The sequence below is a fragment of the Euryhalocaulis caribicus genome (assembly GCF_000412185.1).
GTDB classification, from domain to species: Bacteria; Pseudomonadota; Alphaproteobacteria; order Caulobacterales; family Maricaulaceae; genus Euryhalocaulis; species Euryhalocaulis caribicus.
In genome coordinates this window covers 24,107-43,145 of sequence record NZ_ASJA01000007.1, presented here as the reverse complement: position 1 = coordinate 43,145, position 19,039 = coordinate 24,107, and the positions used below count along the sequence as shown (strand labels likewise).

Below are 19,039 nucleotides of genomic sequence, written 5' to 3'. Positions count from 1 at the left end.
CGCCCCGGCATCAAACTGTCAGCGCCTCCTGTCAGGAGAGCATTGCCTGCATAAGGCGCGGGGTCGCGCGGATAAGGTCCTCGGCGATCAGGCCCGGGCCAATCCCCTGCCCGGCCCGGCCGTGAATCCATGCCCCCATGCAGGCCGCGGCAAACGGCTCCACGCCCTGCGCCAGCAGGCCGCCAATCATGCCGGACAGGACATCCCCGGTGCCGGCGCTGGCCAGGAACGGGCTGGACACCGTATTGACCAGAACCAGCCCGTCCGGGCGGGCGATAACGGTATCGGGCCCCTTGCACAGCACCACCGCGCCGGAGCGTTGGGCGGCGCTGCGCGCCTTTTCAATTTTCGATGCCTTCGCCCCGGCCTCTTTCGGGAAGACGCGCGCGAATTCGCCGTCATGCGGCGTCAGAACGGCCTTGTCGTGAAGCGCCTTGTAGAAGACGTCCTCATCGTCCTCGAAGATGCTGAGCGCATCCGCATCCAGGACGACTGGCGAACCCACCTCCAGAAGTTCCAAGACCATGTCTTTCGTCCGGTCGTCGCGCCCCGCGCCGGGACCGATAATTGTGGCGGCGGGATGAAACTCCTTCACGGCCTGGACCATTGCGTCGCCGCGCACCGCCGCCTTCAGAACAATGGACGTTTCATGCGCGGCATTGATGCGTGTCGCGGCCTCATCGCCATAGAGCGTGACAAATCCGGCGCCCACGCGCTGACCGGCGCGGGCGGAGAGCCGCGCTGCCCCGGTCATGAACTCACCGCCCGAAATGACCGCCAGGCGGCCGCGGGAATGCTTGTGCCCCATGGCGTCAGGCTTCGGGACGCCGTCCTTCCAGAAATCGGGCGTATTCTCCCGCGCCGCCGGATTGATCGCGGGCAGGACCGAAGCCGGAATGCCGATGTCGTGGACAATGATCTCGCCGCAATATGCGGCCCCCGGCATCAGGACGTGAGCGGGTTTCTTGCGAAAGAAGGTGATCGTCAACGCCGCACGGAAGGCCGGTCCGTCCCCCTTCGGGCAAGCGCGGTCGCCATCCAGACCCGAGGGAACATCAACCGCGACAACCGGAATCTGGCGGCTGACCGCCGTCTCGGCCAGAGCTGCGGGCGCGCCCTCCAGCGGACGCGAGAGGCCGGCCCCGAACAAGGCGTCGATCACCACGCCGGCGCCATCAAGACTGTCTTCGCCGAGCGGGGAAACCGGGCCGTCCCATTCCTTTGCCGCGCGGGCCGCGTCGCCTTCAAGCGCATCAATATCGCCCAGCAGGCAGACCGTGACGTTGCGTCCCAGCTCTCGGAGGCGCCGCGCTGCAACAAAACCGTCCCCGCCATTATTGCCCGGACCGCAAAGAACCGTAACAGGCGTGGCGGGCATCAAACGGATGACTGCGTCGGCAACGCCCCTTCCCGCCGCCTCCATCAGGTCATAAGTTTCAATTCCGGATTCGTTTGCAGCCTTGTCGGCGGCGTACATTTCCTTGACGGTTAGCACTTCATGCATGAGGGCAATTTCCGATGAAAAAAATCGAGGCGGTCATCAAGCCTTTCAAACTCGACGAGGTCAAAGAGGCCCTTCAGGAGATCGGCGTCCAGGGCATGACCGTCACCGAGGCGAAGGGATATGGCCGCCAGAAGGGCCATACCGAGCTTTACCGCGGCGCCGAATACGTCATCGACTTCCTGCCAAAGATCAAGCTGGAGGTCGTGGTGGATGACGACATGGCCGAGCGGGTCGTGGACGCGATTGCGGCCGCCGCGCGCTCCGGCAAGATCGGCGACGGGAAGATTTTTGTCTCCCCGGTCGAGGATGCTCTTCGCATCCGCACAGGCGAACGCGGCCACGCCGCGCTTTAGAACGCTTGGGCCTTTAAGCGCTTACAGAAATCGTTATGGTTATTGACGCCGCCCGGCGGCGCGGAGTTTTCGCACCTGCGGAATCGCTGCACAGTCATCCATCATCAACGAGCTGATCCGAAACAGGAGCGCTTAGACACATGGCCGAGGAAATCCTCAAAACGATCAAGGACGAAGACATCGACTTCGTCGATCTGCGGTTCACCGATCCGCGGGGCAAGATGCATCACGTGACCTTCGACATCTCGATGGTGGACGAGGATTTCTTCGAGGACGGCGCCATGTTCGACGGCTCCTCCATCGAGGGCTGGAAAGCGATCAACGAGTCCGACATGACGCTGATGCCCGACACGTCGGTCTATCAGCTGGACCCGTTCTACCAGCAGCCGACCCTTTCGGTGTTCTGCGACGTGCTGGAGCCCAATACGGGCCAGCCCTATGAGCGCTGCCCGCGTTCCACCGCGAAGCGCGCGGAAAGCTATCTGCAGCAGGCAGGCATCGGCGATTCCGCCTTCTTCGGACCCGAGGCCGAATTTTTTGTCTTCGACGATGTCCGCTGGAACACCAGCCAGGACGAGACCGGCTATGCGCTGGATTCGACCGAGCTTCCGGCCAATTCGGGCTCGCATTATGAAGGCGGCAATATGGGCCACCGCCCGGGACCCAAGGGCGGCTATTTCCCGGTCCCGCCGATCGACTCGGCGCAGGATCTGCGCTCCGAAATGCTGGCGGTGATGACCGAGCTGGGTCTTGAGCCGGAAAAACACCACCATGAAGTGGCGCCGGCGCAGCATGAGCTGGGGATGAAATTTTCCTCGCTCACCGAGATGGCCGACCGCATGCAGCTCTACAAATACATCGTCCACAACGTCTCGGCGGCGTTCGGCAAAACGGCGACCTTCATGCCCAAGCCGATGTGGAACGACAACGGCTCCGGCATGCATGTTCACCAGTCGATCTGGAAGGACGGCAAGCCGCTGTTCGCCGGCGACCGCTATGCCGACCTGTCGGAAACCTGCCTGCATTATATCGGCGGGATCATCAAGCACGCCCGGGCGATCAACGCCTTCTCCAACGCCTCGACCAACAGCTACAAGCGTCTGGTGCCGGGCTTCGAGGCCCCGGTCCTGCTGGCCTATTCGGCGCGCAACCGCTCGGCATCCATCCGGGTGCCTCACAGCCCCTCGCCCAAGGGCAAGCGGATCGAGGCGCGGTTCCCGGACGCGGCCGGCAACCCGTACCTGATCTTCACGGCCCTGCTGATGGCGGGCCTGGACGGCATCGAGAACAAGATCGATCCGGGCAGCGCCCTGGACAAGAATCTGTACGACCTGCCGCCGGAAGAGCTGGAAGGCGTTCCGACCGTCTGCCGCAGCCTGCGCGAGGCGCTGGAAGCGCTCAGCGACGACCGTGAATTCCTCAAGAAGGGCGGCGTGATGAGCGACGATCAGATCGATTCCTATATCGACCTGAAGATGGAAGAGGTTCTGCGCTTTGAAACGCACCCTCACCCGGTCGAATTCGATATGTACTACAAGGTCTAGAGACCGACTGCTGAGAAGCGGGCGTTTGGGGCTGGACCCAAGCGCCCGCTCTCCTTAAAGATCACGCCCATGCGCAAGGGTCTTCTTTTTTCCGCCGCCGCCGCGCCGCTGCTGCTTTCAGCCGCCGCGCACGCTCAAACCGTCATTGAGGATACGAACCAGCCGGTTCGCACGTCCACGGCCAATAATGGCCAGCCGGACGATGTCGAAGTTACCGGCACGGTCGAGGTCGATAGCGGGACGGGCGTAACGCTTGATTCCGACAATGATCTTGAAATCAGCGGCGCGGTCCTGATCGAGGATGCGGACGGCGCTGTCGGCGTACTGCTGCAGGGCGGCAATACCGGCACGTTCACGCTGACCGGCGATATCGAGGTCAGCGAGAATTACGAGCCCGACAATCCCGATGACGATTTCGATCTGGACGGCCCCTTCGCACAGGGCAGCAACCGCACGGGCATCCTGGTTGAGGGCCCCGAAGCGTTCGAAGGCGATATCGTGGTCACGGGCGGCGCCAATATCCGCGTCGAGGGCAATGAATCCTATGGCGTTCGCGTGGCGTCCGGCGTTGATGGCGACATCAATCTGGTCAGCAATCTTTCCATAATCGGCACCGATTCGACCGCGGTGGCGTTTGAAGGTCCGGTTTCCGGCGATGTGCTGGTGGGCGGCACCGTGCGCGGGGTGGGCGAGAACACGCAGGGCATGAACGTGTCCGGCGACATCGGCGGCGCCTTGACGGTTTCCGGCGTGATTTCCACGACCGGCTTCCGCACCGTGAACGCGTTTGGCGACGCCCTGAACCAGCTGGATGAAGACGATCTTCTGAACGGCGGCAGCGCGCTGACCGTTTCCGCGGGCATCGCGGACGGGATTCGCGTCGCGAACGCGGGCGCCGGCGTGATCAGCCAGTCTTCAAGCCCGGCCTTCCTGATCACCACTGAAGGCGCGTCCGGCGATGTCGTGATCGGCGGATTTCCGGGTGTTGATGGCGACGATGACGATGACGAGATCGACGAAAGCGACGCCAACGGATTTGGACTGATCAATTTCGGCGATATTACCGGCGACGGCGTCTATGAGGGTTATGACGCGATTGCCCTGCAATTGTCGGGCGGCGAGACCCTGATGGTCGACATCGAAAAGGGCCTGTACAACGCCAACCGGATTTTCGCGAGCGCCTCCGAAGGTGACGCTCATGCGATCATCATGGACGGCAATGTCTCTCTTCCGCTGATTTTCAACGATAATGGCGGCCTGATCCGCGCCACTTCGACCACCGAGAATGGCGGCCGGGCGCAGGCGATTACGATTGGCGCCGGCGGCAACGTCAACACGATCAATAATGACAGCGCCATTCTTGCCGAAGTCATCGGCGAGGACGGCACGGCCATCGCCATCATGGACGAATCCGGCTCCCTGACCGAGATCAACAATACCAGCAGCATCGTGGCGCGCTTCACCAGCAGCGCCGACGATTCCAATGACGAAGAAATTCCTCCCGGCGAGTTCGAAACTGTCGCGATTGATCTTTCCAACGCCACCGATGGCGTGACGATCAATCAGGAGCTTCAGGTGGCGCCGCCCGATTCCGGCGACAATGACGATGACGGAGACACGGAGGAACCCGATCCGGACTTCGTCGCGCCAACCCCGGCTATTGTTGGCGATGTCCGCCTCGGGTCCGGCGACGATCTGGTGAATATCCAGGCCGGCACGCTGGACGGCGACATTGATTTCGGCGATGGCGCGGACCAGCTGACCGTCGATGGCGGCGCTTCGGTTCTGGGGTCGCTGTCGGACACGGACGGAGATCTGGTCATCCAGGTCAATGACGGTCTGCTACAGCTGGAAAACCCGAGCGTCGTGACGGTCCGTGACGCCACCTTCGGCGAAGAAGGCACGCTGCGCCTGCTGCTCGACGGTGAGTCCGTGGCGCGGCTGGAAGCCCAGGGCGTTGTGCGGTTCGAGGACGGCGCGGCCATTGCAGCCTCCCTCGCCTCGCTGGTCGGTGACGGCGGTTCGTTCGAGATTGTCAGCGCCAGTGATTTGCAGATCGAAGGCAGCCTGGAGCAACTCTCGCAGACCGAGACGCCCTATCTCTATAATTCCAGCCTGCAGGTTTCGGAAAACAACCCCAATTCCCTGGTCCTGACGCTGAACCGCAAGACGGCTCAGGAGCTGGGCCTGAACGCCAACGAAGCCAAAGCGTATGATGCGGCGTTCGACGCGCTGAGCGCAGGCGGCGGGATCAACGGCGCATTTGCCGGGATCACGACCGAAGAAGGCTTCTTTGACGCATACGAGCAGCTGCTGCCCGATTTCAGTTCGGCCACGCTGCAGTTCGTGATGAACAACGTGAACGGCGCGACCGGGGCGGTGGGCAACCGCCTGGACGTGGCGCGCCTTTCCCGCGAAGCCCGGACCACGGGCGTGTGGGCGCAGGAATTCGGCACGTTCTCTGACCGCGAGTCCACGAATATCGGCGGCGGTTATCGCGGCCATGGATTCGGCTTTGCCGCCGGCGTGGACCGTCCGTTCGGTCCGTTCTACGCGGCCGGCGCGAACATGGTGATTTCGACCAACGAAATCGAGCAGATCAATGGCGTTGACGAACCGCTGGACGTGCAGACGCTGGGCTTTGGCCTGTATGCGGGCGGCGCCCGCGGCGGCCTGACCTATGATGTCTATATGGGCGGCGGCGTCAGCCGTTTTGAGAGCGAACGCCGTATCCTGATCGGCGCGTTCGACCAGACGGCGCGCGCCGACTGGACCGGCTATCACTATTCCGGCTCCGCCCGTCTTGGCTATGACTGGGATCTGGGCTGGGCGATGCTGCGTCCGCTCGTCTCTCTGGATTACCTCTCGCTGAGCGAGGAAGGGTATACGGAGTCCGGGCTTTCAGACGTGAACCTGACCGTCGAGGAGCGCGACTCGGATATGGCCTCGGCCACCGCCAGCCTTGCGCTGGCCCGGCGGTTCGGCACCGATGACAGCTGGTGGGCGCCGCAATTGCGCGTCGGCGTTCGCAACGAGTTCGGCGGCAGCCTTGCTGTCACTCAGGCCTCGTTCGTGGACTTCAACGATCCGTTCCTGCTGGCCGCGCCGGAGCTTCCCTCGACCAGTGCCATCATCGGCTTCCTGATCACGGGCGGTTCGCAATACTCGTCCTTCGGCTTCAACTATGACGCTGATATACGCGACGGGTTCATCCGGCACTCCGCCAGAATCGTGGTTCGCCTCGCCTTCTAGCGCAGGCTTACGGAAATCCGCCTAGCTCCTTCCGGGCGACTCGTGCAGCATCGCCGGTGATATCGCGATGACAGATTCGAACGACCTTTTTTCATCGGCCAAAGCGCCGGACAAAGACGGCTATACCGCTCAGGATATCGAGGTCCTTGAAGGCCTCGAACCGGTGCGCAAACGGCCGGGCATGTATATCGGCGGCACGGACGACCGCGCGCTGCATCACCTGTTCTCCGAAGTTCTCGACAACTCGATGGACGAGGCCGTGGCCGGTCACGCCGACCGCATCGATATCGTGATGCACGAGGACGGCTCTGTCGCCGTGTCCGATAACGGGCGCGGAATTCCCATCGATCCGCACCCCAAGTTCAAGGACAAGTCCGCGTTGGAGGTCATCATGACCACGCTGCACGCGGGCGGGAAATTCTCCGGCAAGGCCTACAAGACCTCCGGCGGCCTGCACGGCGTTGGCGTGTCGGTGGTGAATGCGTTGTCCCAGCGCCTGGACGCGGAAGTGGCGCGCGACCGAAAGCTTTATGCGCAGTCCTTCGAGCGCGGGCGCGCCCTGGCGCCGTTGAAGGAAATCGGCGCGGCGCCCAACCGGCGCGGCACCACGATACGCTTTTCGCCCGACCCGGAAATCTTTGGCGACCGGGCGCATCTCAAACCCAAGCGTCTGTTCGCCATGGCCCGGTCCAAGGCGTATCTGCATCGCGGCGTCCAGATTCGCTGGAAATGCGACGCGGCGCTGGCCGAACCCGCCGGCGTCGAACCGGAAGCCGTCTTCCATTTCCCGGGCGGCCTGGCGGACTTCCTGAAAGAGCTGATCGGTGAAAAGCGCACCGTCACCAGTGAGATGTTCAGCGGCCGAGCGGGCGGCGATGAGGGCGCTGGCCGCGTGGAATGGGCCGTCGCCTGGTCCGGCGCCGGATTTGGCGAAGCGGACGGCTTCGTTCGCTCCTATTGTAATACCGTGCCCACGCCCGATGGCGGCACCCACGAACAGGGTTTGCGGGCGGCCCTGACCAAGGGGTTGCGCGCCTATGCGGAAATCGCCGGTCAGGGCAAGAAAGCCGGGATCATCACGCCGGACGATGTGATGGCCGGCGCCGGCGGCATCGTGTCCGTCTTCATTGCGGAGCCGGAATTCCAGGGTCAGACGAAAGACCGTCTCGCCAATAGCGAAGCCGCGCGGCTGGTCGAACAATCGGTGCGCGATCCCTTCGATCACTGGCTGGCCGCCTCCCCCAAGGAGGCCGAGCAACTTCTGGAGTTTGTCGTTGAACGGGCGGAGGAACGCCTGAAACGCCGCCGCGACAAAGAGGTCAAACGCCAGACAGCCTCCCGCAAGCTTCGCCTGCCCGGCAAGCTGGCCGATTGCTCTCGCGGCGGATCGGAGGGGACCGAGCTGTTCCTGGTCGAGGGCGACTCGGCCGGCGGATCGGCCAAACAGGCCCGCAATCGCAAGACGCAGGCCGTGCTGCCGCTTCGCGGCAAGATCCTGAACGTCGCCAGCGCGGGCGCGGACAAGATCATGAAAAATCAGGAGATTTCTGATCTGACGCTGGCGCTGGGCGCGGCCACGGGGTCGAAATTCAATCCGGATGACCTGCGCTATGAGCGCGTGATCATCATGACCGACGCCGATGTCGATGGCGCGCATATCGCGTCGCTGCTGATCACCTTCTTCTATCAGGCGATGCCGGACCTGATTCGCAGCGGCCGGCTCTATCTGGCCCTGCCGCCGCTCTACCGCCTCAGCCAGGGCGACAAGATCGAGTATGCGCGCGACGACGCACACAAGGATGCGCTGATGGCCGGGGAGTTTTCCAACGGCAAGAAGGTCGAAATCAGCCGCTTCAAGGGTCTTGGCGAAATGATGCCGCGGCAGTTGAAGGAAACCACGATGGATCCGGAAACCCGCACGCTTGCCCGCGTCAGTCTGGACGATGCGCTGGCCGGCGAAGCGGAGTCCCTGGTGGAGACGCTGATGGGCCGGAAATCCGAGCTTCGGTTCAAATTTATCCAGGACCATGCCGACTTCATCGAGGCGATCGATATTTAATCCTTACCCGGCTTGTCATGCGCGCATGGCCGATTAGGCTCGCCCCATATCATTTTCCGGAGGGGCTCGATGAAATTTTCCTACATGCTTCTGGGCGGGGCCGCGGCCGCCGCAATCAGCCTCAGCGCCGTCGCTGTCGCGCATCAGCAAGCGCCTGAAGAACAGGCTGAAACGACGCAGGACGACATGGGCGAGACGACGACCGAAACGCAGGACGCCGCCCCGGTTGAACCTGATACTGAGGAAACCGAGACCGCCCCCGCGCAGGAAGATTCGGATGAGACCGGCGCCAGTGCGGCTGAAGAGAATCAAAGCGCCGAAGCTGAAGAAGACGAGGCCGATGGCGGGCCCTTCCCGTCGACTTACGCCGCCCTGCCCTCCGAAACCGTATTTATTGAAAACGCCACTGTTCTCGATGGCCGCGGCGGCCTGATTGAAGACGGCGATGTCTTGCTGGAAGACGGCCGCATCGCCGCTGTCGGCGCGGATCTAACCGCGCCGGGCGGCGCGCAGGTGATTGACGGTGAAGGCCGCTGGGTCACGCCGGGCATTATCGACGTTCATTCACATCTTGGCGTCTATCCCACGCCCAGCATCCGCGCCACGTCAGACGGGAACGAGGCGACCTCGCCCAATACCGCGGAAGTCTGGGCCGAACATTCGGTCTGGCCGCAGGACCCCGGTTTTTCGCGCGCGCTGGCCGGCGGCGTGACGTCCCTACAAATCCTTCCCGGCTCGGCCAATCTGTTTGGCGGCCGTTCTGTCGTTCTGAAGAACGTGCCGTCCCGTACGGTCCAGGGCATGAAATTTCCGGACGCGCCCTACGGCATGAAGATGGCCTGCGGCGAAAACCCCAAGCGCGTCTATGGCAGCCGCAACCAGGCGCCCTCCACCAATATGGGGAATTTCGCCGGTTACCGGGCGGCCTGGATTGACGCTAAAAAATACATGGAAGACCAGCAAAAGGCGGAAGATGACGCCGATACGGATCCGCCCAAGCGCGATCTGGAGCTGGAAACCCTGGCCGGCGCGCTGCGCGGCGACATTCTGGTCCACATGCATTGCTACCGCGCCGACCAGATGGCGCAGGTCATCGATATGTCCAAGGAGTTCGGATACCAGCTCGCCTCGTTCCAGCACGCGGTCGAGTCCTACAAGGTCGCCGATCTTCTGGCGGACGAGGATATCTGCTCGGCCATGTGGGCGGACTGGTGGGGCTTCAAGCTGGAAGCCTATGACGGCGTTCGGGAGAATATTCCCATGGTCCACAAGGCCAGCGCTTGCGCCATCGTCCATTCCGACGACGATATCGGGATCCAGCACCTGAACCAGGAAGCCGCGAAGGCATGGTCAGACGGCCGCAAGGCCGGCATCGAGATCCCCAAGGAAGAGGCCGGGTTGTGGCTGTCCTATAATCCCGCCAGATCGCTGGGCATTGAGGACGAGACAGGGTCTCTGGAGGAAGGCAAGGCTGCGGACGTGGTTCTGTGGAGCGCCGATCCATTCTCGACCTACGCCAAGGCCGACAAGGTCTATATCGACGGCGCCCTTATGTATGACCGTCAGGACAACCGCATGCCGGTATCCGATTTCGAAATCGGGCAAGCTTCCCGGGGGATGAAATAATGAAACAGGTTCTGTTGGGCGCGGCCGCCGCCCTGATCTCCGCAGGCGTTGCGATGGCCCAGACTGTCGCCGTTACCAATGCCCGCATCGTCACCAATGAAGACGCCGGCGTTATCGAAAGCGGCGTCATCGTGATTGAGGACGGCGCGATCTCCGCCATGGGCGCTGACGCGGCCGTTCCCGAAGGCGCCGAGGTGCTGGACGCCGAAGGCCAGTGGGTGACACCGGGCGTGTTTGCCCCGTTCGGTCATGTCGGCATGGTTGAAATCGGCGCGACGGAAGGCTCCAACGATATCAGCGCGGATGAGAGCGAATTGAACATCTCGCTCAATGCGCTGGACTCCTACAATCCGAAGGCCACCTCGATTCCGATCACGCGGATCGAAGGCGTGACGCACGCCGCGATCTCACCCGGGACAGGCCGGACCCTGTTCGGCGGCGTTGGCGCGATCGTGGACTTGTCCGGCGATTTCGACTCCACGGTGAAGGAAAACGCCTTCCTGTATCTGCAAATGGGCGAACGCGGCGCGGGCCTGGCCGGCGGCTCACGCTCCGCGTCCTGGGCCTATCTTCGCGCAGCCCTGAAGGAAGCCCAGCGGGCCAATCGCTTCTTCTCGAAACCGACTGACGAAGGTCTGCTCAACATCCATGACGCGCAGGCGCTGAAAACTGCGGTGAATGGCGACATGCCGTTCGTGATCGAGGTGGACCGCGCATCCGACATCATGCGGGTGATTGCGCTGAAAGAAGATCACAAGAAGCTGGACGTCATCATTCTTAGCGGCGCGGAAAGCTGGATGGTCGCGGAGGAACTGGCGGAAGCGGAAATTCCCGTGATTCTCGACCCGATGGAGAATCTACCCTTCGCGCTGGAATCCGTTGGCGCACGGCTGGACGCGGCCAAGCTGCTGGCCGACGCCGGCGTGCAGTTCGCCCTGACCACGGGCGCGGGCAATGACGACACGCACCAGGTGCGCCTGCTGCTACAACAGGCCGGGAACGCCGTGGCCAATGGCCTTTCATGGGACGCGGCCTTCGCCGCGATCACCCGCGAACCGGCCGATATTTACGGTCTTGGCGGGCGTCTGGGCGCTTTGGCGACCGGTCAGACCGCCAATCTGGTGGTCTGGGACGGCGATCCGCTGGAAGTCACGACATCCCCCACGGCGGTCTTCATTGACGGCGAACGCCTGCCGCTGACTTCGCGTCAGACCGTGCTTCGCGACCGCTACATGGATATCGAGAACCGGGATGAGCCTTTCGCTTATCGCTAGGCGACGGTTGATATTCATTGACTTGACGTAGCCGGTTCATATTTTGCGGGCAGACTTCTTGTAAGTCGGCGCAAGCGGCGAGTGCTGCGCCACTTTTCCCCTGCGAATGAATTGACGCGATGAACGGGTTGCTACTGCATGACCTTTGATGAACTCGGGCTCGGCGAAAAACTGCTGAGCGCCCTAAAGGAAGCTGGCTATACGGAGCCGACGCCGATTCAGGCACAGGCTATTCCGCCAGCCCTCGAAGGGCGTGACGTCCTGGGTATCGCGCAGACGGGAACGGGCAAGACCGCCGCGTTCACCCTGCCGATGATCGAACGTCTGTCCAAGGGCCGCGCCCGCGCCCGCATGCCCCGTTCGCTGGTCCTGGCGCCGACGCGGGAACTTGCCGCCCAGGTGGCCGAGAATTTCAAGGCCTATTCCAAGAACACCAAGCTGACGATGGCGCTGCTGATCGGCGGCGTGGCGTTTGGCGAGCAGGAGCGCGTGCTGAACAGCGGCGCGGACGTGATTATCGCCACGCCCGGACGTCTGCTGGACTTGTTCGAGCGCGGCAAGGTCATGCCGGCCGGCGTCGAGATCATGGTCGTCGATGAAGCCGACCGGATGCTGGACATGGGCTTCATTCCTGATGTCGAGCGCATCTTCAAACTGACGCCGTTCACGCGCCAGACGCTGTTCTTCTCCGCCACCATGCCGAAGGAGATCCAGCACCTTGTGGACCAGTTCCTGCAGGGCGCCGTTCGTGTGGAAGTGGCGAAAGCCGCAACGACGGCGGAGAATGTGGCGCAATATCTGATAAAGCTGAATTCGCGCGAGCCGAAAGCCAAACGCGCCGCGCTGCGCGAGGCGATCGACAAGCGCAACGTCAAGAACGCTATCGTGTTCTGCAACCGCAAGCGCGACGTGGACACGGTCGCGCGGTCGCTGCAGCGCCACGGCTATTCCGCAGCGCCGATCCACGGCGACCTGCCGCAGAGCCAGCGCATGAAGACGCTGGACCAGTTCCGTTCCGGCGAGCTGAAACTGCTGGTCGGCAGTGATGTCGCCGCCCGCGGTCTGGACATTCCGGAAGTCAGCCATGTGCTGAACTACGATCCGCCGCACTCTTCGGACGATTACGTCCACCGCATTGGCCGTACGGGCCGCGCGGGCAAATCGGGCGAAGCGATCACCATCGCGACCTCCGAGGACAGCAAGCGTCTGGCCTCCATCGAGCAGATGCTCGGAGGACCGATCCCCGCGCTGGACAGCGCCGGGACGGCCGACCAGGGCGGCAAGGCCGCCGAAAGCGAGTCCGAGACTGAAAAGCCGGCCAAGCCCAAGCGCTCGCGCGGCGGCGGCCGGAAAGCCGGCGCAGCCGCCTCCAAGGGGGATCAGGCCGAAAAGCCGGCCGCAACAAAGAAATCAGAGGCCGAGAAGACCCCTGCGGAGAAGTCCGAAAAATCTGGCGGCGCGCCAAAGAAATCCGCGCAATCGAAAACGCCCCAGAAACGGGAAAACACGCGTTCATCCTCCGGCGGCAAGTCCCAGTCGAGCTCAAAGGGCGAAGGTTTCGGCGATCATGTCCCGGCGTTTTTCGAGCAATCGGTCCGCCAGCACATCAGCGCTTCCTAGATTTTTTCGCGTTTGTTTACAGCTTGTTTCGCTTTGCCCCGTAGGGTTCCGCCATTGGTAGAAAACCTTGTGGGGCCGATAGATGAGTGGTCGACTCATTGGGGCGGAGGGCGAAGCTCTCGCCCGTAAAGCCATTGATTTGCTGTCCGAATGGGGGATTCCCCTTACGGCGCAGAATTATGAGGTCGGCATAACCCATATTCTGGGCGAAAATGACACGCTGACCAGCGACATCTCGGCGATAATCGGTCAGGGCCAGACCCCGCAGGAAGCGGATCTGGTGGAGCTTCACGACCGCCATTTCAACAAAAAGAAGCTCAGCGACGAGGTTCAGAAAATCGGCGGCGCCATGTCCGCCGAGCTGGCGACCGTCATGCGGCGGCTGGAAGAAGCCGGCCGCGACACCGCGGCCTATGGCGAGGCCCTGGCCGGCGCCAGCGACCGCATCGATTCCGAAACCGACGCCGAGACGCTGAAAGCGATGGTTTCCGCCCTCATGGACGCCACCCACACCATGCAGCGCCACAGTGCGACGCTGGAAAGCCGTCTGGCCGAGACCAAGCAGGAAGTTTCGCAGCTGCGGACGAATCTGGAAATCGTGCGCGAAGAATCCATGACCGACGCCCTGACCGGCGTCGCCAACCGCAAACGCATGGACGACGTTCTGAACAAGCTGGCGGCTGAAGCCGACCAGACAGGCGCGCCCCTGACCGTCGCGGTTTGTGACATCGACCACTTCAAACGCTTCAACGACACCTGGGGCCATCAGACCGGCGATCAGATCATCCGGTTCGTCGCCAGTTGCATGACCCGCTGCATCGGCAATCGCGCGCTGGTGGCGCGATATGGCGGCGAGGAATTCGTGATGTTGATGCCGGAAACGGACATGGACGCGGCCGTGGATGTCGCCGAACAGGTTCGCACGATGGTGGAATCCAAACGCCTGCTGCGCCGGTCAACGAATGAGGACCTCGGCACCATCACCATTTCCATCGGCGTGGCGCGGCACGACACCGGCGCGCACCCGCATTCAGTGATCGAACGGGCCGATAACCGGCTTTATGAATCCAAGCGCGCCGGGCGCAACCGCGTCACCGGCGAAACCGCGCAAAGCTCATCAAGCGCGGCCGCTTAAAACCATCTCCAGGAAACTGAGGCCTAGGCGTCTTCAGGCGGCAGCGTTGCTTTGAAAGAGTCGCGTGTCGAGAGCGCCTCTATGGCTGCCGACAAGGCGGGACGGCCACGCCGCCATTCAATGTCCGGCCAGCGAAAATCCAGATAACCCGTAGCCACCGCGGCCGCGATTGCGCCAAGGTCCACGCGGCCCGCGATTTCGTCCGAAGCGCGGCGCTCCATTTCGTCGAGGCTGCGCATAATCGCGCGTCGATAACGGTCGAACCAGACATCCCAATGCAGCGACTCTTCGCGCATGCGCTCAATCCGCATGGCGACAGCGGCGTCCAGAACGCCATCCGCCAAGGCCTGCATGCGGAGGACGCGAAACCGCGCCCGCCCTTCCGCCGGTATCAAACGCGGCGGAGCCAGCGTGTCGAGATATTCGCAAATGACCGGGGAGTCATAGAAAGTCTCCCCGTCCGCAACCAGCGTGGGAACTTTGCCCAGCGGGTTGGCCTGCTGCAAATCCGAAGGGTCGCCGAGCGGCGGGGTCGCCTGGAGCTTCAGATCGAGCCCTTTTTCGAGAGCGACGATCCGCACCTTGCGGGCATAGGGCGAGGTATCTGTGTAAAGAAGCGTCAGACCGGTCATTGGCGCTTCCTCAGCCTTCCTATCGCGCGGCGGGCACGATGGTGACGCTTTCGCCGCAACCGCAGGCGTCCGTCTGGTTCGGATTGCTGAATACGAACTTGGAATGGAGCTTTGTTGTCTCGAAATCGATGGTCGCGCCGAGCAGGAACAGCACGGCCTTTGAATCGACAACGATCTCCACGCCCTTGTCTTCCACGCGTTCGTCCAGCTTTTCCGGCTCGGCCACGAAATCCATCGTGTATTCCATGCCCGCGCAGCCGCCATTCTTCACGCCGACGCGCAGAAAGCCTTTGTCCTTCGCCGCCATCAATTCCTTCACGCGGTCAGCGGCGGCATCGGTAAGACTGACGATATTTCCAGCGGCCAGCATGATCAGAACATCCCCAGTTCGAGCTTGGCTTCATCGCTCATCCGCTCCGGCGTCCAGGGCGGATCGAACACCATTTCAACGCGCGCGCCGCGCACGCCCGGCGCGGATTCGACGGCCTGTTCCACCCAGCCCGGCATCTCGCCCGCAACCGGGCAGCCCGGCGCGGTGAGCGTCATGGTGATGGTAGCGTCGCGATCATCGGAGATATCGACCTTGTAGATCAGGCCCAGCTCATAGATATCGACCGGAATTTCCGGGTCATAAACGCTTTTCAGGGCTGTCACGATATCGTCCGTCAGGCGTTCCAGCTCCTCCGGCGGAATACTGGATTCACCTCCGGAATCGGCTTCCGGCGCGGGCTCCGCCGCCGGTTCGGCCTGCTGGCCCGGACGGGCCGTAAGGTCGATGATATCGCGTTCAACAGTCTCGGTCATGGTTCCTACATCAGGATGCCGCGGACGCTTCGCAAGGCGTCCAGGAAAGTTTCCACATCGTCCATCGTATTATAGGCCGCATAGCTGGCCCGCACGCTGGAGCTGGCGTCGAACCGGCGCATCAGCGGCTGGGCGCAGTGATGACCGGCGCGCACCGCCACGCCATAGCGGTCCAGAAGCTGGGCCGCGTCATGGGCGTGCGCCTTGCCCATCACGAAGGTGATGATCGAGGCCTTGTTCTGCGCCGTGCCGATCACCCGCAGATCTTCGAACTCCGCAAGGCCCGTCATGGTCTTGTCCAGAAGCGCGCGCTCATGCGCCTCCATGCCGTCGCGGTCCTGAGTGTCCAGCCATTTCAGGGCCGCGCCCAGGCCAATGGCGTCGATGATCGGCGGGGTGCCCGCCTCGAACTTCGCCGGCGCGTCGGCATAGACCACACGGTCCTCGAACACTTCGGCGATCATTTCGCCGCCCCCCTGATAGGGACGGATGCGATTCAGCTGTTCGGATTTCGCGTAAAGCGCCCCAATGCCGGTCGGGCCGTAAATCTTGTGACCGGTTATGGCGAAGAAATCGACGTCCAGCGCCTGCACGTCCACATGGCCGTGAACGGCGGACTGGGACCCGTCCAGCAGGACCGGCACGCCCTTGTCATGCGCCATGCTGACGATCTTTTCGCCATCGGTGCGGGTGCCGGTGACGTTCGACATGTGGGTCATGGTCACCAGCTTCGTGCGGTCGCTGAAAGCCTCCGCATAGGCGTCCATGTCGATGCGGCCATCCTCGGTCACCGGAACCCATTTCAGCACCACGCCCTGACGCTCGCGCAGGAAGTGCCACGGGACAATATTGGAGTGATGCTCCATCTGGGAGAGGATGATCTCGTCCCCCGCCTCCAGCTCCGCCCCGAAGCTCGACGCGACCAGGTTGATCGCCTCGGTCGTGCCGCGCGTGAAAACGATATTGTCGGCAGACGGCGCGTTCAGGAACCGCGCGACTTCCGCGCGGGCGCCTTCGAAGGCCTCGGTCGTCTCATTGGCCATGGTGTGCAGGCCGCGATGCACGTTGGCGAAAGAATGCTCCATCGCCTGCGTCACGGCGTCGATCACCGCGCGCGGTTTCTGGGCGGACGCGGCGCTGTCCAGATAGACCAGAGGCTTGTCGCGGATGGTCCGTTCAAAGATCGGAAATTCGCTCTTGAACGCGAGCGGATCGAAATTCTTTTCTTTGCCGGACGTCATGCTCATCACTTTTTCTCCAACCATTCACGCGAACGCGCAATAAATTCTTCCTGAACATCGTCAGGAATATGCGCGAACGCCTCGGAGATAAAGGCCTCGATCAGCAAAGCGCGGGCGGATGCGGCGTCGATGCCGCGCGAGCGCATATAGAACAGCGCATTTTCATCCAGCGCCCCGACCGTGTTGCCATGCGCGCATTGCACATCATCGGCAAAGATCATCAGCTCAGGCTTGGCGTTCGACTGCGCGCGCTCGCTTAGCAGCAGCGCATGGTGCTGCATCTGAGCATCGGTCTTCTGTGCGCCGCGCGCCACATCGAAGCGGCCCTGAAACGCGCCGCGTCCGCGATCATCGACCACGCCCTTCACGACCTGCTGTGTCACCGAGCCCTCGCCCCGGTGATCCACCACCGAGGTCAGGTCCGCGTGACGCTGCCCGTCCAGGAGATAGGCGCCGTCGAGCCGGATATCGGTTTCGTCGCCTTCACATGTCAGGCGCGCGTCAAAACGCGTCAGGGCGCCGCCGAAAGTCAGGATGGCCTGATGATAGCCGGCCCTTTCGGCAACATGGCCCAAAGTCGTCGTGGTGTTCACCACGTCCGCAGAGCCCTGATGGATGATGTAGCGCTTCAGGCGCGCGTTCCGCTGCAGGTCCAGCTCGACCAGCGTATTGGCGTAGGGCGCGCCTTCGCCTTCATGGCTTTCCAGAATCGTGGCGCTGGCGTTTTCACGGACTACGACGGACAGACGCAAATGGTGCGCCCCCTCGCCTTCCGAGATCAGGCGCAACCGGATCGGCCTGGACACTTCGCCATTGATCTCGAGGACATAAGCCCCGGTTTCCAGCGTCAGAGCGCCAGCCAGAGCGGCCAACGGATAGGATTCGCGTTCGCCCGGCGGGTTCGCCTCGTCCTGACGGTGCAGGACCGCGCCCTCGGGAAGCTCGGGCTCGCCAATCAGACGGCCATTGGCAAAGACAATCTCGGCGGCCCCGGCGGTTCCAAATGCCTGCGCGGGCGAAATGTCCGATTCAACAGCGCCGGACTGGCTGCGCGGCTGGCGCAGGGTCTGGCGGACATCGGACCACTTCCATTCTTCGACCCGCTTGTGCGGCAGACCTTGCTCGGCAAAGGCCGCCCAGGACTGCGCGCGGCCGCCCGAGGCGTCCAGCGCCTCATAGGCCTCGCGAAAAGCGGTTTCGGCCGGGGTTGGCTTATGCTGGGTCAGGCTCACGCCGCATCCTCCAGATAGCGGTCATAGCCTTCGCTCTCCAGCGCACGGGCAAGCTCCGGCCCGCCGCTGTCCATAATGCGCCCCTGCGCCATGACGTGGACTTTGTCCGGCGCCAGGTAATCCAGAAGCCGCTGATAGTGGGTGATGACCAGCATGCCCCGATCCGCGTTGCGCAGATTGTCCACGCCCTCGGCCACGACCTTCAGCGCATCAATGTCCAGCCCGGAATCGGTCTCGTCCAGAATCAGGAAATCCGGCTCCAGGATCAGCGCCTGGAAAATCTCCATGCGCTTCTTCTCGCCGCCGGAGAAGCCGGCATTGAGAGAGCGTTTCAGCATGTCCATCGGCATCTTGAGCGTCTCGGCCGCCGCGCGCGCTTTTTTCATGAAGTCCGGCGCGGAGATTTCCTCCTCGCCGCGCGCCTTGCGCTGGGCGTTAAGGGCCGTGCGCAGAAAGGTCAGCGTCGGAACGCCGGCCAACTCCAGCGGATACTGGAAAGACAGGAACAGGCCCTTGGCGGCGCGCTCCTCCGGCTCCATTTCCGTCAGCTCTTCGCCTTTCAAGGTGATCGAGCCGTCCGTAATTTCGTAGCCATCGCGACCCGTCGCGACATGGGCCAGCGTGGACTTGCCCGCGCCGTTCGGCCCCATGATGGCGTGCACCTCGCCGGCTGGAACCTCAAGGCTCAGCCCTTTGAGGATTTCCTTGTCCTCGACGGACACGTGCAGATTATCGATCTTCAACATCATCAATCCCTTTAAAT

Annotated in this window: 15 protein-coding genes; 8 read left to right on the top strand and 7 right to left on the bottom strand. The window is 62.8% G+C overall.

From position 1 onward, the window contains the following. Nucleotides 1–31: 31 nt before the first annotated feature. A complete protein-coding gene (locus L338_RS07365) occupies nt 32–1,504 on the bottom strand; it encodes a bifunctional ADP-dependent NAD(P)H-hydrate dehydratase/NAD(P)H-hydrate epimerase (RefSeq protein WP_022697729.1) in 1,473 nt (490 codons plus the stop codon). A 14-nt stretch (nt 1,505–1,518) separates the two neighbouring features. Here L338_RS07365 and L338_RS07360 point away from each other — a divergent pair, with 14 nt between their 5' ends. The 8 genes from L338_RS07360 to L338_RS07325 all read left to right on the top strand — a co-directional run bounded on the left by L338_RS07360 (nt 1,519) and on the right by L338_RS07325 (nt 14,367). Then, entirely contained in the window at nt 1,519–1,857 is a 339-nt protein-coding gene (locus L338_RS07360; protein ID WP_022697728.1) for a P-II family nitrogen regulator, read from the top strand. Nucleotides 1,858–1,997: 140 nt separating this feature from the next. Further along, nucleotides 1,998–3,401, top strand: coding sequence for a type I glutamate--ammonia ligase (gene glnA / locus L338_RS07355; protein ID WP_022697727.1), 1,404 nt, complete (start codon nt 1,998–2,000; stop codon nt 3,399–3,401). 69 nt (nt 3,402–3,470) lie between these two features. Continuing rightward, entirely contained in the window at nt 3,471–6,653 is a 3,183-nt protein-coding gene (locus L338_RS07350) for an autotransporter outer membrane beta-barrel domain-containing protein (protein ID WP_022697726.1), read from the top strand. Nucleotides 6,654–6,720: 67 nt separating this feature from the next. Continuing rightward, the gene (gene parE / locus L338_RS07345) at nt 6,721–8,712 is read left to right on the top strand and encodes a DNA topoisomerase IV subunit B (RefSeq protein ID WP_022697725.1); all 1,992 of its coding nucleotides are present in this window, start codon (nt 6,721–6,723) and stop codon (nt 8,710–8,712) included. Nucleotides 8,713–8,781: 69 nt separating this feature from the next. Next, nucleotides 8,782–10,338 (top strand): amidohydrolase, encoded by a 1,557-nt coding sequence (locus L338_RS07340; protein WP_022697724.1) that lies wholly within the window; start codon nt 8,782–8,784, stop codon nt 10,336–10,338. After that, nucleotides 10,338–11,612, top strand: a complete 1,275-nt coding sequence (locus L338_RS07335) for an amidohydrolase family protein (protein ID WP_022697723.1) — start codon at nt 10,338–10,340, stop codon at nt 11,610–11,612. The genes L338_RS07340 and L338_RS07335 overlap by 1 nt, the downstream gene beginning before the upstream one ends. Nucleotides 11,613–11,750: 138 nt before the next feature. Continuing rightward, a complete protein-coding gene (locus L338_RS07330) occupies nt 11,751–13,232 on the top strand; it encodes a DEAD/DEAH box helicase (protein WP_022697722.1) in 1,482 nt (493 codons plus the stop codon). An 82-nt stretch (nt 13,233–13,314) separates the two neighbouring features. After that, nucleotides 13,315–14,367 (top strand): GGDEF domain-containing protein, encoded by a 1,053-nt coding sequence (locus L338_RS07325; protein WP_027068365.1) that lies wholly within the window; start codon nt 13,315–13,317, stop codon nt 14,365–14,367. Nucleotides 14,368–14,390: 23 nt separating this feature from the next. Here L338_RS07325 and L338_RS07320 read toward each other — a convergent pair whose 3' ends face one another. Genes L338_RS07320 through sufC form a run of 6 tightly spaced genes read right to left on the bottom strand, consistent with a single transcriptional unit; the run spans nt 14,391 to nt 19,022 of the window. Then, a complete protein-coding gene (locus L338_RS07320) occupies nt 14,391–14,999 on the bottom strand; it encodes a glutathione S-transferase N-terminal domain-containing protein (protein ID WP_022697720.1) in 609 nt (202 codons plus the stop codon). Between the two features lie 19 nt (nt 15,000–15,018). After that, nucleotides 15,019–15,369 (bottom strand): HesB/IscA family protein, encoded by a 351-nt coding sequence (locus tag L338_RS07315; RefSeq protein ID WP_022697719.1) that lies wholly within the window; start codon nt 15,367–15,369, stop codon nt 15,019–15,021. Nucleotides 15,370–15,371: 2 nt separating this feature from the next. Then, nucleotides 15,372–15,803: an SUF system Fe-S cluster assembly protein gene (locus L338_RS07310; protein ID WP_022697718.1), complete on the bottom strand. Its 432-nt coding sequence runs from the start codon at nt 15,801–15,803 to the stop codon at nt 15,372–15,374. Between the two features lie 5 nt (nt 15,804–15,808). Next, nucleotides 15,809–17,044: a cysteine desulfurase gene (locus L338_RS07305; RefSeq protein ID WP_033310834.1), complete on the bottom strand. Its 1,236-nt coding sequence runs from the start codon at nt 17,042–17,044 to the stop codon at nt 15,809–15,811. A 5-nt stretch (nt 17,045–17,049) separates the two neighbouring features. Next, complete coding sequence (gene sufD, locus L338_RS07300) at nt 17,050–18,276, bottom strand: Fe-S cluster assembly protein SufD (RefSeq protein WP_022697716.1); 1,227 nt, start codon at nt 18,274–18,276, stop codon at nt 17,050–17,052. Continuing rightward, nucleotides 18,273–19,022 carry a Fe-S cluster assembly ATPase SufC gene (gene sufC, locus L338_RS07295; protein ID WP_027068363.1) on the bottom strand — a complete coding sequence of 250 codons (750 nt, stop codon included), beginning with the start codon at nt 19,020–19,022 and terminating at the stop codon, nt 18,273–18,275. Before sufC ends, sufD begins: the two co-directional genes overlap by 4 nt. Between the last annotated feature and the right edge of the window lie 17 nt (nt 19,023–19,039).

What these genes read in the sequence shown, in the direction of transcription:
- L338_RS07365 (WP_022697729.1), bottom strand. Translation starts at nt 1,504, where the DNA reads ATGCATGAAGTGCTAACCGTCAAGGAAATGTACGCCGCCGACAAGGCT.
- L338_RS07360 (WP_022697728.1), top strand. Translation starts at nt 1,519, where the DNA reads ATGAAAAAAATCGAGGCGGTCATCAAGCCTTTCAAACTCGACGAGGTC.
- glnA (WP_022697727.1), top strand. Translation starts at nt 1,998, where the DNA reads ATGGCCGAGGAAATCCTCAAAACGATCAAGGACGAAGACATCGACTTC.
- L338_RS07350 (WP_022697726.1), top strand. Translation starts at nt 3,471, where the DNA reads ATGCGCAAGGGTCTTCTTTTTTCCGCCGCCGCCGCGCCGCTGCTGCTT.
- parE (WP_022697725.1), top strand. Translation starts at nt 6,721, where the DNA reads ATGACAGATTCGAACGACCTTTTTTCATCGGCCAAAGCGCCGGACAAA.
- L338_RS07340 (WP_022697724.1), top strand. Translation starts at nt 8,782, where the DNA reads ATGAAATTTTCCTACATGCTTCTGGGCGGGGCCGCGGCCGCCGCAATC.
- L338_RS07335 (WP_022697723.1), top strand. Translation starts at nt 10,338, where the DNA reads ATGAAACAGGTTCTGTTGGGCGCGGCCGCCGCCCTGATCTCCGCAGGC.
- L338_RS07330 (WP_022697722.1), top strand. Translation starts at nt 11,751, where the DNA reads ATGACCTTTGATGAACTCGGGCTCGGCGAAAAACTGCTGAGCGCCCTA.
- L338_RS07325 (WP_027068365.1), top strand. Translation starts at nt 13,315, where the DNA reads ATGAGTGGTCGACTCATTGGGGCGGAGGGCGAAGCTCTCGCCCGTAAA.
- L338_RS07320 (WP_022697720.1), bottom strand. Translation starts at nt 14,999, where the DNA reads ATGACCGGTCTGACGCTTCTTTACACAGATACCTCGCCCTATGCCCGC.
- L338_RS07315 (WP_022697719.1), bottom strand. Translation starts at nt 15,369, where the DNA reads ATGCTGGCCGCTGGAAATATCGTCAGTCTTACCGATGCCGCCGCTGAC.
- L338_RS07310 (WP_022697718.1), bottom strand. Translation starts at nt 15,803, where the DNA reads ATGACCGAGACTGTTGAACGCGATATCATCGACCTTACGGCCCGTCCG.
- L338_RS07305 (WP_033310834.1), bottom strand. Translation starts at nt 17,044, where the DNA reads ATGACGTCCGGCAAAGAAAAGAATTTCGATCCGCTCGCGTTCAAGAGC.
- sufC (WP_027068363.1), bottom strand. Translation starts at nt 19,022, where the DNA reads ATGTTGAAGATCGATAATCTGCACGTGTCCGTCGAGGACAAGGAAATC.